The sequence below is a fragment of the Rhodohalobacter sp. 8-1 genome (assembly GCF_038150125.1).
GTDB lineage: Bacteria > Bacteroidota > Rhodothermia > Balneolales > Balneolaceae > SW132.
Genome location: NZ_JBBVMF010000002.1, coordinates 344,880 through 362,893, shown reverse-complemented (window position 1 = coordinate 362,893; position 18,014 = coordinate 344,880). Strand labels below are relative to the sequence as shown.

Below are 18,014 nucleotides of genomic sequence, written 5' to 3'. Positions count from 1 at the left end.
GTAAATGAGAAAAAATAGAAAGCCACGAATTGGCCTTTTAGGAATCATGCAGGAACTTTATGACAAATCACTGCCTGGAATTACGGAACGGCAGGAGGGCTACGCCCGTGATGTTTGCAGTCAGCTTTCGGATGTTGCCGATTGGACGTTTCCAAGAGCAGCAAGGAACAGAAGCGATATTGAAGAGATCATGGGAAATTTTAATCATGCTGGCCTCGATGGAATCATGATTGTGATGCTTACGTATGGGCCATCCATGCGAACTGTGAGGGCACTCCAAAAAAACAACTTGCCGATTCTTCTGGCAAATATTCAGCCCGAACCGGTGGTCCGAACTGATTGGGATATGGCCGATCTGACCTACAACCAGGGTATTCACGGCGCACAGGATATGGCTAATGCGTTGCTAAGAACCGCCGGTGAGTCGTATGAGGTGATCTCAGCAGATTGGAAAAGTGATGAGTTTAAATCCTTTGTGGCTGACTGGTCAATATCAGCGATGACTGCATCAGAGATGAAAAAAATGAAGATTGCAGCCTTTGGTAAAATGCACGGCGTAGGGGATACTTTAACTGATGACGCAGCACTGACTCGTATTATAGGTCCGGAAGTGAATCGCGAATATATGGGCGACATTTACCGGTTGATGGAGGATGTGAATGATGACGTGCTGGACAAAGAGATTCAGCGTCATGAAGAGCAGTTTGATATAGATGACGATATGCCCGCTGACACGCTTCGATATGCAGTTAGGATGTATCTTGGGTTTAAAGATTTTCTTGAAAAGAACGACTATGACGGCTTTTCCGCACATTTCGACTCGTTCAAAGGCGACGGCCGGTTCAGCCAGATAAACATGCTGGCCGCATCAAACCTGATGTCGGAGGGGTATGGCTATGGTGCGGAAGGTGACACGAATGCGGCAAGCATAGTGGCAGCCGGGCACCTGTTGAACGGTGCAGCGCATTTCACTGAAATGTACGCGATGGATTTTGAAAAAGGATCGATGCTGATGAGCCACATGGGCGAAGGTAACTGGAAAGTGGCCAGGGAGGGAAAACCGGTCAGGCTTGCCAATCGCGAGCTTGGTATTGGTGATCTCGATAATCCGCCCACTCCGGTCTTTATGGCGCAGCCTGGCCCCGCTACAATGGTCTCGCTTGTTGGCCTTTCGGGAGGTCTGTTTCGGCTGGTAACGATATATGGAGATATCCTGGATACAGAAGAAGTAGAAACGATTGAAATGCCCTATTTCCATTTCAAACCCGACCGTGGCCTCAGGGCTGCCAACGACGGCTGGCTTCGTGCAGGCGGCACTCACCATCAAACGCTGCAGCTTGGCGATCAGCGCGAAAAATGGCGAATGCTCGCACGAATACTCGGGATTGAATATGTCGAAGTTTAGTGAGGCCGCCCCGTCTGCACGTTGTTTCTATGGGCTGACGGGTAAAGGCCACCCATCAGCCGGCCCAAAGTAATGCTGTTGGCGCAAAACCAGCTGACAGATGGGCATTTCCTCGTCGGGGTGCCTACTGCGCAAAGCCCTCTTTAACTGCTTTTGATGAACTGTCTAACATAACTTAAACTTTTATAGCACGCATTTTATGGGAACATTAGCAACTCTCGACTGGGTCATTATTGCCGCATATTTTTTCCTGATTGGCTGGCTTGCCTGGTGGGTAATCCGTCAAAAAACGGATACGCCGGATGACTATTTTCTCGCTGGTCGCCACCTCGGATTTTTAATTGTCGGGGCATCCATTTTCTCATCAAATATTGGATCGGAACACCTGGTTGGGCTTGCAGGATCGGGAACTACGGATGGGGTTGCAATGGCTCATTATGAGCTTCACGCCTGGTGTCTGCTGGTTCTTGGCTGGGTGATGGTGCCATTTTTTATCCGGTCGAAAGTGTTTACAATGCCCGAGTTTCTTGAACGGCGATTTTCACCGCTTGCTCGAACACTGCTATCGGGAATATCGCTGGTAGCATACGTTCTCACCAAAATTGCAGTGGGGATTTTTGCGGGTGGTATTGTATTTAGTGTGCTGATGCCTGAGCTGAATTTTATGGGCATGAACAGCTTCTGGATCGGATCTATTCTCGTGATCCTTTTTACAGGCGCCTATACTGTTCTGGGTGGTTTGCGTGCCGTTGCATATACCGAAGCTCTTCAAACAGTTGTGTTGATATTCGGATCTCTTCTGGTAATGATTTACGGTCTTCAGGCCATAGGCGGCTGGGATCAGCTCATCAGCATTGTTGGAGAAGATATGTTTGATCTGTGGAAGCCACTTGTCCCTGAAGGAATGGAAGGTACATGGGCACCTGTGCTTGAGGAAGATAGAATGGCATGGTATTTCAACACCAACTATCCATGGCTGGGAATGCTTTTTGCTGCACCAATTGTGGGCCTGTGGTACTGGACGACCGATCAATATATTGTACAGCGGGCGCTGGGTGCCGAAAATATTACGGAAGCACGACGCGGATCCATTGCAGCTGCTTTTCTCAAATTGCTTCCTGTATTTATTTTTATCCTTCCCGGTATTATCGCGTTTGCACTTGCTGAATCGGGTCAAAATGCAATGCTCCAGGAAACTCTCATTAACGCTGATGGCGAGGTAATCACGCAAAATGCCCAGGCTGCATTTCCAATGCTTGTCACTGAGATACTTCCCGTTGGAATCCGGGGAATCGTGGTTGCAGGTTTGTTGGCTGCGCTGATGAGTTCTCTTGCCGGTGTGTTTAATGCATCGTCAACACTGTTTACAATGGACTTTTATCGAAAATTCCGGCCGGAGTCATCAGAAGAACGATTAGTATTAATGGGACGGCTTGCCACTGTAGTCATGGTTATCATTGGCCTGGCCTGGATTCCGGTTATCCAGGGAAGTAGGGGACTTTATGATTACCTGCAAGGTGTTCAGTCTTACCTTGCCCCGCCGATATTTGTGGTCTTTTTCCTGGGGATATTCTTTAAACGACTGAATAAGGAGGGATGTCTTGCCGCACTGTTCGCAGGATTTTCTCTTGGCATTTTCAGGCTTGCCATTGATACGCCGGTTGCGCTGATTGATGGATTCGCCTACGCCGAGGGGTCATTCCTCTGGATTGTGAGCAATACGTTTTTTCAGTACTACAGTCTGTTCATATTTATAGTAACAGTTGCTGTAATGGTCGGGGTAAGCTACATGACTAAGCCGCCGGATTACGAGAGGATTTCCGGGCTGACCTTTGGAACCCTGACTGACACCGACCGGTCTGAAAACAGGAGCAGCTGGAACTGGCTGGATATGTCCACATCAATACTGCTGATTGTATTTATTGTGATTATCTACCTGTTTTTTAGTTAACTATATATTTTGAAATCCGGAAGCTGTCATTCCGCGCCCCGACGCTGGATCTCTGAATCTGCACCATAACTTGTCATCGCGGGCACAGACCCGCGATCTCCCATATTTGTAACGGGAATAAGTTACCAGTGGCAGGATTACAGATCTGGCGAGAATGAGAGATGCCACGCCCCATAGCGTGGCATGACGTAATATGATGGTTGTAAAAAAAAGGTGTCATCGCGGGCGTTGACCCGCGATCTCCTATTTTTCAATGAAAAAGCGTTTGCCACTGCCGTGAAGCATAGATTCAGATTTAATACCTAATCACATGTTTAACATTGCGTTGCTCGCTTATTTCGACAAAATTGTCCCTTACTATATTGAAAAAGATCAATTCAACTTAAAACAGACAAAAATGAAATCTCGTACATCTATTCTTTCATACGTATTACCTATTTTACTAATCTTTTCCTTCATTTCATGTTCTTCGGAAGCACAATCCGATCAATCTGCTGATCAACCCAGCGTACTGATCTTTGGCGGTGGAGACCATCACAATTTTGATCGCTGGTTCAATGAAGAAGATTCAACGATCATTGCAGGAACCGGGGCGTCGGTCAGCTATACATCTGATCCCGCTGAAGCAGTTTCCCAGCTGGAGACCGCTGATCTTCTGGTGATGAGTACGAACCAGGCGATCGACCACGATGCCTATCCCGATGCTATTTTAGATTTTGTAGAAGCCGGAAACGGCTTGGTTTTGTTACATGCATCCACTTGGTTTATCTGGGACTGGCCCGAGTATTTCAGCAACCTGATTGGCGGTGGTTCCAATAGTCACGGTCCGCTTGGTGAATTTGAGGTTGTGGTAAACGACGAAGATCATCCGGTGATGCAGAACGTACCACAACGATTTACTATTACCGACGAACTCTATCGGTTTCAGCGGGATGAGGACGGTGTAGACATGCATGTATTGGCAACCGGGATTGAACCTGATACCGGAAACGAATATCCGGTAGTCTGGGCCACAGAACACGGTGATGGTAAAGTCCTAAACATCACGCTTGGTCATGATGGCGATGCTCATACCCATGAAGCGTTCGTCGCAATACTGGAGAATAGTGTGGAGTGGCTGCAGGAATAAGAGTAATTCATCTGAGTTCGATTAAAGAATACGAATAGAGAAAGCTATTCAAAATGGGCGTTCCGTTATAAATTAATTCCCAAAAGTGTCATGCCGGACCTCGATTCGGCATGACGCCTTTTTCGGACTTATTAAAGTGAAATTCACTTGTCACACGACTCGAACTCATGTAATTACGAAGCTATTGGGCAAGAGGAAAGTAATTTAAAACCAAACTACCAGTTTTATAGTCAACTTTACGGCTGAAAGGGAAAGAAATAGGGCTGCTTATCGTTAGTTGGTAAAATAAGCATCTTCTTTAGTTATGTGATCACGAAAAAAGTGTCCATATTATTTTTTTAGATTTATGTATAACGTGATCGTAAATACGTCTGGCTTTTTATTTCAGGATCTTCTTTGCCCCAAAGGGGGATATGTCAATAATATAGTGCAGCGCGCTATGGCAGAAGTGGCAGTAAATAACATAAGCCCTGAAAGGGCGTCATCCAGACAAAACCTTATCATGCCACAATCACATTGGCGGAATTTGTAAAGATTTGGAGTGTTATCCCGTTCAGGTTGAAGGACATAAAAATCACATTCATCTTTTTATGCCTGCTGTTAAGAAAGATTGCTCAGATGACATTAATTCAGCAAGTCAAGCGGGGGTCATCCAAATGGGTGAAAACTATCGATCCACGGTATGCTGATTTCTATTGGCAAGATGGATACGGGATTTTCTCTGTATCCCCGAACCATGTGGACACCGTGATTGAATACACAATAAATCAGCACAAACACCATCAAAGGGTGAGCTTTAAGGATGAATACAGAAAAATTTTAAACCAATACGGCATTGATTTTGATGAACGCGATATGTGTGGGACTGACATCTCAGGCCTTCGCCCACGTTGGGGCTGCGGGATGGGGTTATTTGCATGTCATCGTCATCACGCGTTGCACAATGCTATTGACCGGCGCTCCGTTGGAGCTGCTTTGTGCTAAATTAAGAAAAAAACATCATTCACTTTATTTTTGAAATAGATTCTCTTTTCAGAGATAAGGACTATTTTCCTGAGTTCGACACTGGGACACCCAGAAATAATTCATTCAACAAATCCGGCAATATTGATTAGGAAGAAGGATTCCGGCCTTGATGGGTGGAGGGATAGCATGGTTTGCACTACAGCACGGGAGAAATCGCTATGAGCGCTCACACCGTGAGCATTCTCATAGTGTAACCGTGCGGGGCAAACCGTGCCCGGAAGCCATCACAGCCTGGAGTTTTTGCTTACTTTTGGCGGACCAAAAGTAAGGGGCATAATAGCATTGATTACCACCTGTCACTGTTTTTATTCAAATCATCAGCTTTCTATGAGACTTGAATTATCTGTATAAGAAAGTAATGACATAGTTCAAGTAGAAAGCCTGAGAAACCGGTATTTGCTGCGAACCAAGTTACCTTGAGAGGTCTTGGGACACCCAAAATGATGAGCATGAATGGGTTAACTAATTGTTTTTATTGACTAAAAACATGATGCATTTTAAAAGTGTCGAACTCAGGAGATTCTCTTTTCAGAGATAAGGACTATTTTATGTTATTGGTGATAAAAAAATTTAGAAATGGATGGCTACACACAAATTGGTACAGTAGAAAAAACCAGTTTCCGGTAACCCGCATGGTAATGTTCAATTTTTAGATTTTCTATGTGACTTGACTTATTTAATCATCAAGTAAACCTCTCTACTCATACAAATTCACTACCGGCCAGTCATTCTTATCCCAGGTCATTTCAAGAATAATGAGTTTGGCGCGGCCCTCATCACGGAGATCATAGCCATGGGCAACAAGGTAATCGATGCCGTTAAACGTGTAGGCAGATTGATGGCCGATTCCAGCATAATTTTCATCACCCTGTAACACAAGCGAGCCGCCGCCATGAACCATATTTTCCCCCTCTTTATCAAGATAGGGGCCGGTCATATCTCGCGAGCGCCCCACTACAATTTTGTAGGTGCTGTCTTCACCGCGACAGCAAACGTCCCAGGAGACAAAATTATAGTAATACCCGTTTTTCTTGAAAATAAATGGGGCTTCAATAGCACCGTTCATTGAGTTACCGGCATTGCGGTCTTCAAGCTTCCAGTAGCGATGGCGTGCCGCGATGGTATGCCACTCTTGATTATCTGTATCAATTTCGATCATATTGTCATTCAGTCGAACAAGCTTCATGCCTTTCCAAAATGAACCGAACGACATCCAGGGAGTGCCCTCATCATCAAAGGCGATATTGGGGTCAATGGCATTCCAAAGATCCCGGCCGGGAACCGAGCGCACAACCTGTCCGTGATCGGTCCAGTTATAGTTGGGATCGTCAGGGTGGAGTGTTGGGTTTGATAGTACGCCAATAGCCGATGTGTTTCTCCCAAAAGCTGAGACGGAGTAGTAGAGATAGTACATGCCGTCGTGATACGTAATATCAGGTGCCCAAAGATGGTAACGGCCTCCCTCAACAATGTTGTGGGTCCATTCGGGAGCTTCTTCAAAAATAGGGTCAAGCCGTTCCCAGTTTTCCATATCCGGTGACGTCCACATGGCAATACCCCGCCCGGTGGCAAACAGATAGTACTGATCATCCTGCTGAATCATCACAGGATCGTGAACACCAACATCAAGGTGTTGTGCGTGAGCCATGGGTGACAAAAGAGTGATGAAAAAAACCACTATCATCAGAGAAAATAAAAGCGAATTGATTTGAGTGTATAGAAATATTCTTTTTCTTTTGAATCCTGATTGTGTCGAAAGTGTCATTGTTAATCTGTGTAAGGGTTTGTCATAAGTAAATGAGAAATATCGAATTCAATCTGGAAATCAGTCTCTGTCGAGCTCAACAACAGGCCAGTCATCATCATCCCAGGTGACTTCGAGGATAACCAGCTTCGATCGGCCTTCGTCACTAAGATCATAGCCATGAGCCACCAGGTAATCCGTGCCGTCAAATGTGTAGACCGAATTATGGCCGACTGCCGCGTATTCGTCATTGCCTTTCACGACAATGGAGCCACCGCCGTAATCCATGCGCTGACCGGTTTTGCTGAGGTAGGGTCCGGTAATCGATTCAGATCGGCCGACGACTACTTTATAAGTGCTATTAACACCCCGGCAGCAGCGATCCCATGACACAAACAGGTAGTAATAATCACCTTTCTTAAAAATAAACGGAGCTTCAATGGCGCCGCTTTCCGATTGGCGATTTAGTTCAAGAATAGAATCGGGATACAGTTCGTCGTAGTCGAGCTCAGGATTTGCAGAATCGCCCGCATCGCGTTCATCGAGTTTCCAGTAACGATGTCGTTCGGCAATGGTGTACCACTCGTTTCCTTCCGGCGTGATAGCAACTGTTTTTAGATCATCTTCAAGCTGAACCAGTTTAATACCCATCCAGTGTGAACCAAACGCCAGCCAGGGCGTGCCGTCCTCATCAAACGATAGCGTGGCATCAATAGCATTCCACATGTCGCGGCCGGGGACCGATTCAATGACAATCCCCTGATCGACCCACTCAAATTCAGGATCGTCGGGATTAAGCGTTTGATTGGTTACCAGACCGATGGCTGAATTATTACGGCCAAAGGAGGATACAGAGTAGTAGAGATAATAGGTGCCGTTGTGGAAGGTTATACTGGGTGCCCAGATGTGATTCCCAAACTCCGGGACAACATCCTGTGTCCATTCCGGGGCCGACTCAAAAACAGGATCAAGGCGAATCCAGTTTTCCATATCACGCGATACCCAGTTGGCAATACCACGGCCAGTATGAAACATATAATATCTTCCGTCGTGTTCGATCATAGACGGATCGTGGACGCTTATGTTCAGGTGGAGATTATCGCGCATATTCTCTGAATCTTCCAATGGCACCTGTGTTGAAATACAACTCGTCACAGCAAGAATGAAAAACGGTAGTATCAAAAGGTGGCTTAATAGGTTGTGTCTTACTCTGTTGTGAAGCGGGTGTATCATTGACTCAAATTTGAGGATACAGGTTGATAGATGGAGTTTGCTGTCAACAATTGAACTGGTTAACAAACTCATGTATTTGTATTGAATGCTCATCACATGTTCTATAAAATTTTTGAGTTTACCGAATGAAAATTTGTAAACATAGACTTTTCGGCAAAAATTGGAGATGTCGATAATAAAAGAGCTCTTAAAGATCAGGTATTTCTTTTATTGCTAAAGAAACCGGTTTTGATCATTGGTTTAGCGTTTGAAAGACGTCATAGTAAAAAAATTGTTGACATGTATTCTCTTGATCTGATCCCTTATTGCCACGCTGCCGTTAACTCAAGGCCGTTACATTAACTCCTTCTTCAAAGTACTGTGGTCTTTCATTTTAATCTCCAAGAGGTGTGTTTTAGGCAGAGAGCCTTTTAAAGTGGACTGTCATGAACTATCAGCTGTAATTCAGCAAGAGAGTTTACTGGCCTTCTGATTGATTTGACGGTTGTATTGAATTAGAGTGAAGCTGTACACACGGAATGGGTTTAACTAATCGCGACATTTTCGGCGTATAAAATTTTGACAATTCGACTGGAGAATTTAATAGGCAATTTACCCAATGTTGCGAAATCGGATTCTACTTTGAATGAATATTTGATTCGACCATGAACATAAAAAACTTGATAATTTTACGTTTTACAATTTTTTACATCCAGATTTTTTCAAAGATTTACTCCATGCTGCCGTCTAAAAGCCTTGTAATTTATCAAATAGAGTGATTTTGAGTTCTGAATCGGGTGATTAATTAGTGTTCAAAAGACATTTATTCAAGGTATTGCTTTATAAATGTGAAATTGACACTTTTAGAAAGCTGTTGGAAGCGCTTTGTCGATGAACGTTAGTTTACGGGAATTAGCACCCCCTGTTGTTCTCTAAGTCGTGAAAGCGGTCCCAAGTCTTAATTACCAAAAAACAAACCTAGAGCTATGAAAAAACAGGTACATCACACTCTTTTTTATAAACTCCTGGCTTTGATTCCACTCCTATTGGTGTGGAACACAGCCCAGGCACAACACGAGGTTACCGGAACTGTTATTGATGCAGATTCCCGTGAAGCCCTTCCCGGGGTAAGTGTTCTTATTTTGGGTACGGACCAGGGAACATCAACTAACATCGACGGTACGTTTGAACTTTCAACGCCGGATGACAATGCGACTCTGGTCTTCACATACATTGGATACACAACCCTCGAAGTTGCACTCGAAGGCAGAAGCGTGCTCGATATCGCGCTCCAGCCTAGTGTACTCATGGGCGACGATATTGTTGTTGTAGGGTATGGAACGCAAAGCAAGGAGAGCCTTACAGGTTCCATTGCAACCGTTGCAACCGATCAAATGGCCAGAGCTCCCGTGCCAACGGTGACGCACGCCCTTCAGGGGATGGCCCCGGGTTTACAGCTGCTTGATGGTGGCGACAGACCGGGACGCAACCAGCTTGATCTTCTTATCAGGGGACAGGGCACATTGGGTCGCGGAGGCGATACCGGAAGTGCAGGAGCAGCCCGGCCGCTTATTTTGATTGACGGTGTAGCTGGGAATCTTGCAAATGTTAACATTAACGACGTGGAGCGAATATCAGTCCTGAAAGATGCGTCATCAGCCGCTATTTATGGCTCAAGGGCTGCTAATGGCGTTATTCTTGTGACAACAAAACGTGGCTCTGCACAAGGATTGCAGGTTAATTACAACGGCTATTTTGGTATGCAGGATATTACATCGTTCCCGAAACGTGTAAGTACTGAAAACCACATGCGGCTCGCCAATCTTGCCCGTACAAATTTATTGAATTGGTGTCTTGATGGTCGTGATGGTAGGTCAGAGGCTGCGTGTCGCAATGACTCAAGATATGGGCCACGCTACACTGAAGACTATATTCAGAATACAATTGCCGGCACTGACCCTGATGCCTATCCAGATAATGAATGGCTGGACGCTATGTTTGATCCGGCACCTATCCAGGATCACACACTTCAAATTTCGGGTGGTAATGTAAATGCACGTTACTCCTTGTCTCTTAATTACATGAGCGAGGAAGGAATGATGGCAAATACGGGAGCCGACCGGTATGGCGTTCGCCTGAACTCTGATTTCCAGATGACGGACAGAATTTCGGGTGGACTCGATGTATCCGCTAACCGTCGATGGGATGTGATTCCCGCCGAAAACTGGGCGTCTACATTCTATATTGTACATGATACGCCTCCTACGCGCCGAACACGTTTTAGTGATGGAACCTATGGGTTGAACCTATTTGGTCGTAGTCCATTGGCTTCAGCTGAAGTGAGCGGTAACGAAGACCGTGTGTTTTGGGAAGGTAAAGTGACAGGCCGGCTTAATTATGATCTGATTCCGGGCTGGGCAGAACTTCAAACACTTGCCTCATATGATTATGGCAGTATGGATTGGAATCTATTCCGAACTGATCCAAATTTGATTCCAACCTATCCGTCTAATGCATATTACTGGGGCCCTAGTTTCGGTGAAAACAGATCGAGCACAGATCGTCAATTGACTCTGCAAGGAATTGTTGATTTTGGTCATGAATTCAATGAGATGCATAGCGTATCCGGTATTGTCGGTTACGAGCAAATTAATTTCGAATATGATGAATTCAGAGCATGGAGAGATCAATTCTATAATAATGAATTGCAGCAGCTGAACCTTGGCAACTCTTCAAATGACGGAAACCTTGGATTCGGAAATGAATGGGCGCTTCGTTCTGCATTTACACGCGTGAATTATGAATTTCTTAACAGATACATGTTTGAGTTCAACGCACGAATGGACGGTTCAAGCCGGTTTGCAGAAGGACACCGGTATGGATTCTTCCCTTCATTCTCACTTGGGTGGAGAGTGACTGAAGAAGATTTCTTTAATTTTGACTTTGTTGACGAGTTTAAAGTGCGCGGATCTTGGGGAAAGCTGGGCAACCAGGACGTACCGCTTTACTCGTACTATTCGTCAATAAATCTGAATATTCCGTACCTACTGGGTAACTCACCCGGAACCCAGACAACGGGCGGTGCTGCTACTAATCTGGTTAATGAAGAGCTGTCATGGGAAACTACAACGGTTCTTAATATTGGGTTTGATTCAGCATTTCTGGAAGATCGCCTGACTGTATCCGGTGATGTGTATTCACGCCGAACGGAAGATATTTTGCTTCCGCTCTCAATTCCGGAAATGGTAGGTTTGAATGCACCGTTTCAAAATGCCGGAATTGTTGAGAACAAAGGATGGGAGCTTGCTATTGGATGGCAGGATGTCTCGGGCGATTTCAGCTATGGAATTGATCTGAATCTTTCTGACAACAGAAATGAAGTGGTTGACCTGGTTGGCACCGGTCCATATGTGGAAGGCGGTAACCTTGGCGGCAATGTAATCCAGGAAGGAACGCCTATCGGCGCCTGGTATGGCCTGGAAGCTGAGGGGCTTTTCAGCTCATACGATCAGATCGACTCTCACGCACAACCTGCAGGTCAGGTAACGCGTCTTGGCGATATTATTTACAAAGATCAAAACAGTGATGGCGTTATTAACGAAGAGGATCGTGTTGTGATTGGAGATCCTAATCCACGCTATATCTTCGGTTTTAATATAAATCTTGCCTATAAAAATTTCGACTTCAGCGGTTTCCTGCAGGGAGTTGGAAAACGTGACCAATATCTCGGTCTTGGGTTTGCCCAGGGGCCGGTTTGGGAAAATTACACGTCTGAATGGCACAATGATTACTGGACACCAGAAAATCCGGATGCCCGACATCCCGCGTACTACTCAAACGTGAACCGGAACTACTACACCACAAACTCTTGGTGGATCCTGGACGGAAGCTTTATGAAACTGCGAAATGTACAGCTTGGGTATACGCTGCCTGAGAATGTCATCAGCCGTATAGGTATAGGTAGCGCCCGGTTTTATGTAACAGGCAAAAACCTGTGGACAAAAAACAACCTGGGAATCGATCTGGATCCTGAATATCCATGGACAGTGGGTGATTATTACCCGCAGACGAAGGTGATCAGCTTCGGTGCAAACATCAGCTTCTAAACGACTATATAAGGACTATTATGAATAAAAAAACTATGAGATATAAGATGACAAGGAACTTGAAAGTACTGTTTCAAGGTATACTGGTTTTCGTTATCGCAATCGGAGTAACAAGCTGCGATGATGAACTCCTCACAACTGTACCGACCGACCGCGTGTCCTCCGCGACATTCTGGGGGAGTGAGCGCGATTTTAACACCGGGTTGAACGGTGCGTATGACAGGATGATGGGGGTAAATCTGGACCCGATTTACTTCGATGGTGCAACGGAGATTGCATATTCTCATGCAGACTGGATGCGTCAGCATGAGTATGTGATGGGACGTGCAAATGCACTTTCAGGATGGTCAGCCGGTATCTGGGCAAGAAATTTCACCGGAATCAGCCGGGCAAATGAAATTCTGGCGCGTCTGGAACAAGTTGAAAGCGGTGTTCTCACGCCGGATGCAACAGACAGAATTCGCGGTGAAGCATTGTTTCTGAGAGGATATTTCTATCATGAACTCCTCTGGATGTTTGGCGAAGTCCCTGTCTTTACGAGTATACCAACTGTAAAGGAGGCAAGGGAAGTTAGCCGGTCGTCACGAGAGGAGGTATACGCCCGTATTGATTCTGATCTGACGGAAGCCGCAAACTTGCTGGAATCCGTCTTGCCATCGAGCCAATATGGCCGTGCCACCAAAGGAGCAGCCCTGGCTTATCACGCCAGAACTGCTTTATATGAGGCGAGCTGGCAGGATAATCATGAAGGCAACGCTTCAAGGGCTAATGAGCTTTACAATACAGCAGTTGATAAGGCACAAGCCGTGATGGATCTGAATGTCTACTCACTTCATCCTGATTTCCGTGAGCTCTTTACCTACGCAGGTGAGCAGAGCAGCGAAATTATATTTGACTACCAAAAAGTTGAGGGTCAGAATGGCTGGTGGGCATGGCTGGGTTTTGCTCCAAGCTCAATGGGTGGTAACGTAGACGTGTCGCCAACCCGTGAACTGGTAGATATGTTCCCAATGGCAGATGGTCTTACGATTGAGGAGTCTCCCATGTATGACCCAGTTCCCCCCCGTATTACCTATGCAAATGGAACACCCACAGTAGAAACACTGGGCAGGTATGCAGACCGTGACCCGCGATTCTACGGAACCGTGCTCTATCCTGGTGGCGAGTTTAATGGTGCTGTCTACAACTCCTACCCAGCCTGTAGTGGTGGAGCTCCTGAGGGATATTGCAGCCCAACGTCAGACAGAATCCTGAGTACGGATTTCAATAACACGTATACAGGCTATATAGCCATGAAATATGTTGATCCGCAGGATCAGCCGTCACCGGGAAATAGCGGCCTGAACATTATCAAAATGCGGTTGGCTGATGTGATGCTGATGTATGCCGAAGCAAAAGCCGAGCTGAATGAACTGGATGCGTCAGTCAACGATGCTATTCAGGAAATACGCGATCGTGTAAATCTGCCATATCCCTATGATGTAACAGCGATGAATCAGCAGGAAGCGATCGACTTCATCCGAAATGAACGAACCATCGAGCTTGCCTGGGAAGGTCTTCATCTGCCGGATATCCGAAGATGGGGAAGCGCCGTAAATCTGCTGAATGATAAAACTCACGGCATTGATGTTGCTAACAATAGTGGCGAATTTAATCCTCTGCCGGGAATTCATGACCGATCATTTCAGGCACCAAGAGATTATCTTTGGCCAATACCATCGGGTGAGCGAGATCTGAATCCGGATCTCGGACAAAATCCTGGTTACTAATTAAGAACTCTTAACACTCGTATAAAAATACGGGTGATGTACAAAACTGGCTGATGGTACAGCGTGCCTCAGCCAGTTTACTATTTTACGTACCTCAAAAAGAGACGGGTTGATGACTCGTCTCTTTTTATGTTTAAGATGCACCCTCACCAAAAAAAAGTATGTAAATCACCTTCTAATCAATGTGATTTTCTTTATGTTATCGAAAACATGTTATCATATCTAAACATATACAGATGAACTTAAAATTTACCCATTCTCTACTGTTTGCAATTTGTCTAATCGGATTAGCAGGCTGCGGACAAACACACCAGGAACCCGAAATAAGAACCGTCTCTGGTGAGGAGGCCCGAACTATGGATGCGGAACTGGCTGAATCTGAGGCAACTGAAACACCTGAGGACCTCTCGGTCTCTCTTTGGGCAACAACAGATCTGTTGGGAGATCCCATTGGAATAGATATGGACGACTCCGGCAAAGCATGGGTTACGGTAACAAACCGAAGCCGGAACTCGGAGTTCGATATTCGTGATGTCGATCAAAGCTGGCTTATCGAATCGATGACCTGGGAGACTGTTGAAGACAGGCGGGAGTTTTTGCATGAGGAACTTGCCCCGGAAAAAAGCGATCAGAATGAATGGTTGTGGGATCATAACGGGGATGGAGAACACGACTGGACCGATCTCACCGTATTGAGCGAAGAGATCTGGACGGTAGAAGATTCGTCAGGCGATGGGTATGCCGATCGTTCACAACTTTATATAAGAGATTTCAACAGTGAAGTCACGGATGTGGCCGGAACTGTGTTAAAGCACAATGGCGATGTGTTTATAGGTGTAGGCCCCGATATGTGGCGAACAAGGGATACAAATAACGACGGCATCAGCGATACTAAGGAATCGATCAGTCACGGATATAATGTTCACATCGGGTTTAGTGGTCACGGTATGTCAGGAGCTACAGTTGGTCCTGACGGACGCATTTATTGGGGTATTGGCGACATGGGCTTTAGCGTGACAGATCAGGAAGGAAAAAGATGGCACTACCCAAACAGGGGCGCTATTCTTCGATCTGATCCCGATGGAAGCAATTTTGAAGTTTTTGCAGCCGGCGTTCGGAACACACACGAGTTTGTGTTTGATAAATACGGTAACCTGATTACGGTTGATAATGATGGCGATCACGCAGGAGAGTTTGAACGGCTTGTGTATCTCATTAATGGATCGGACAGCGGCTGGCGCACAAACTGGCAGTTTGGAAAGTACACGGATGACAAAAATAATGACTATAAAGTGTGGATGGATGAAGAGTATTTCAGACCCCGGTGGGAGGGACAAGCTGCACATATCCTTCCGCCACTGAAAGGATTTCATTCCGGGCCGGCAGGTATGACCTACAACCCGGGAACTGCATTGAACGACAGCTGGGACGATCACTTTTTTGTGATGTCTTTTCGGGGATCTGTTGCTAATTCACCCATTTATGCTTTCACACTCGATGAAAACGGAGCATCTTACGAACTTGCAACTGAGCAAGAGGCGCTAAAAGGTGTTCTCGCTGTTGGGCTCGACTTTGGTCCCGATGGCGCGATGTATATGACCGACTGGATTCAGGGCTGGGGACAAAAAGACCAGGGACGCATCTGGAAACTTGATGATGCAGATAATGCCAATTCAGAAAAGCGTCTTGAAACTAAAGAACTGCTCGCCGACTCTTTTGAAGAGCACGATGCAGATTTGTTGATCGAGTATCTGGGGCATGAAGATATGCGGGTACGGCAGAAAGCCCAGTTTGAGCTGGCCGGTCGGGGAGATGCAGACTCATTTCAACGTGCCATTGGCGAAAGTGATGAGCAGCTGGCAAGAATTCACGGTATTTGGGGGCTGGCACAGCTTGGACGGGAAACCGCTGATGCAGTGGATCCTTTGATTGACCTGCTAAATGATTCAGACTACGAAATTCGTGCACAGGCGGCAAAATGGCTGGGGGATGTCCGTTACAATCCCGCCGCTGAATCCATCGTACCGCTTCTGCAGGATGAGCATCCGCGAGTTAGATTTTTTGCTACGGAAGCATTGGGACGAATGAGCTACGGCAAAGCCTTTGATGAAGTCGTTCAGATGCTGGAAGAGAATAATGACGAGGACGTCTACCTGCGGCATGCCGGGGCAATTGCACTCGCCCGTTTTGAAAATGGAGAAGCTCTTGCTGACTTGTCAGAGCATAACTCGGAAGCTGTTCGGATTGCAGCTGTAGTGGCGCTCAAACGCCTGGAGCATCCGGGATCTGCGCGATTCCTGGATGATGAAAGTGAATTCGTGGTTACAAATGCGGCGCGTGCAATCAGCGACGATGCGTTCGTGGATGAGGCCATGCCACAACTGGCAGCCCTGCTTGATAATCCCCGGTTTGATAACGAGCCATTGATTCGCCGAATCATTAATGCAAATCTTTATACAGGTACGGCAGAAAATGCAGACCGGCTGACGCGTTTTGCGACCGATATGAATCAGTCAGAAGCCATGAGAATTGAAGCTCTCAGAACACTTCGATTTTGGGACGAACCCTCTATTTTTGACCGGGTAACAGGCCGGCATCGGGGACAAATGCAAAACAGTGCCGATGATGCCCGCAACGCCCTTGCGTCTGTCGCGGAACAGCTTTTGTCAGATTCGTCTGCTGACGTTCAGGTGGCTGTAATTGAAACGATTGCCCAACTTGATTATCGGGATGCCACGGAAAGTGTACACAATCTTGTGAGTGAGGGCGGGTCAGTCAATGTACGTGTGGCGGCGCTGAGAGGCCTGCAAACACTCGGATATGCAAATATTGATGAGGCGATCCGGGTTGCTCTTGATGATAATGATCAGTCAGTGCGAATGGCCGCCATTTTGATGATTCCGAACCTTGAAATCGATGATGAAACTGCGGTGGCACTTCTAAGTGCTGCTTTCCAGGAGGAGTCTGTAGAAGAGAAACAGTCGGCACTCCAGGCGTTTGCCGATCTCGACAATGAGGCATCCTACCGATTTCTGAACGAACAGATCAGCCGTATGTCAAATGGCGAACTTCCCGTGGCTGTTCATGTTGAACTTATCGAAACGGTTCAAAGCCTCAGTTCGGATGAGCTTAAAGCTAATCTCAATGATTATATGGACTCAAAATCTTCAGAGGGTGTACTTGCTGCCTATCGTGGAGCTCTCAGGGGCGGTGATGCCGGCGAAGGTGGCCGTATTTTTTATCAAAATCCTTCGGCTCAGTGTATTCGGTGCCACGCTGTTGACGGAAGCGGGGGCGAAGTCGGGCCTGAACTGACGGCCGTCGCAACCCGGATGTCACGTGAAGGACTTCTTGAATCGATGGTTGCGCCATCAGCCAGGATTGCACCGGGATACGGCGTAGTTACTGCAACAATGGCCAATGGCGAAACGATTCGCGGGGCACTTCAGGAAGAGACGGATAGCTACTACGTGCTTTCCGATGGCGATGGTTCACGAACCATTCAGAAATCAGATATCGAATCCGCTGAAACCACGCCGTCCTCCATGCCGGCCATGGGTGACCTGCTAACTCGCAGAGAGCTGCGCGATTTAGTTGAGTTCATGACAACTCTCGATGGTCCCAGTGGAGATAACGCCGAAGAGGAAATTGAAAGTCATTAGTTGGCAAAGT

9 protein-coding genes are annotated in these 18,014 nt (G+C 46.4%); 7 read left to right on the top strand and 2 right to left on the bottom strand.

Annotated features, from left to right (window positions below; genetic code table 11):
• Positions 1-4 precede the first annotated feature (4 nt).
• The 4 genes from AABW11_RS03115 to AABW11_RS03100 all read left to right on the top strand — a co-directional run bounded on the left by AABW11_RS03115 (position 5) and on the right by AABW11_RS03100 (position 5,469).
• Positions 5-1,405: an L-fucose/L-arabinose isomerase family protein gene (locus tag AABW11_RS03115; RefSeq protein ID WP_340103308.1), complete on the top strand. Its 1,401-nt coding sequence runs from the start codon at positions 5-7 to the stop codon at positions 1,403-1,405.
• A 199-nt stretch (positions 1,406-1,604) separates the two neighbouring features.
• Positions 1,605-3,356, top strand: coding sequence for a sodium:solute symporter (locus AABW11_RS03110; RefSeq protein ID WP_340103307.1), 1,752 nt, complete (start codon positions 1,605-1,607; stop codon positions 3,354-3,356).
• 397 nt (positions 3,357-3,753) lie between these two features.
• Complete coding sequence (locus AABW11_RS03105; RefSeq protein WP_340103306.1) at positions 3,754-4,485, top strand: ThuA domain-containing protein; 732 nt, start codon at positions 3,754-3,756, stop codon at positions 4,483-4,485.
• Between the two features lie 516 nt (positions 4,486-5,001).
• The gene (locus tag AABW11_RS03100) at positions 5,002-5,469 is read left to right on the top strand and encodes a transposase (RefSeq protein ID WP_340103305.1); all 468 of its coding nucleotides are present in this window, start codon (positions 5,002-5,004) and stop codon (positions 5,467-5,469) included.
• Between the two features lie 739 nt (positions 5,470-6,208).
• On the opposite strand, the gene AABW11_RS03095 is transcribed toward AABW11_RS03100, so the two are convergent.
• On the bottom strand, positions 6,209-7,159 hold the full coding sequence (locus AABW11_RS03095) for an arabinan endo-1,5-alpha-L-arabinosidase (protein WP_340103304.1): 951 nt from the start codon (positions 7,157-7,159) through the stop codon (positions 6,209-6,211).
• 177 nt (positions 7,160-7,336) lie between these two features.
• Complete coding sequence (locus AABW11_RS03090; protein WP_445263733.1) at positions 7,337-8,386, bottom strand: arabinan endo-1,5-alpha-L-arabinosidase; 1,050 nt, start codon at positions 8,384-8,386, stop codon at positions 7,337-7,339.
• A gap of 1,067 nt (positions 8,387-9,453) precedes the next feature.
• On the opposite strand from AABW11_RS03090, the gene AABW11_RS03085 reads away from it, so the two are divergent.
• The 3 genes from AABW11_RS03085 to AABW11_RS03075 all read left to right on the top strand — a co-directional run bounded on the left by AABW11_RS03085 (position 9,454) and on the right by AABW11_RS03075 (position 18,004).
• Positions 9,454-12,573 carry a SusC/RagA family TonB-linked outer membrane protein gene (locus AABW11_RS03085; RefSeq protein ID WP_340103302.1) on the top strand — a complete coding sequence of 1,040 codons (3,120 nt, stop codon included), beginning with the start codon at positions 9,454-9,456 and terminating at the stop codon, positions 12,571-12,573.
• Between the two features lie 20 nt (positions 12,574-12,593).
• Complete coding sequence (locus AABW11_RS03080) at positions 12,594-14,342, top strand: RagB/SusD family nutrient uptake outer membrane protein (RefSeq protein WP_340103301.1); 1,749 nt, start codon at positions 12,594-12,596, stop codon at positions 14,340-14,342.
• Positions 14,343-14,578: 236 nt separating this feature from the next.
• Positions 14,579-18,004 (top strand): HEAT repeat domain-containing protein, encoded by a 3,426-nt coding sequence (locus AABW11_RS03075; RefSeq protein WP_340103300.1) that lies wholly within the window; start codon positions 14,579-14,581, stop codon positions 18,002-18,004.
• Positions 18,005-18,014 lie beyond the last annotated feature (10 nt).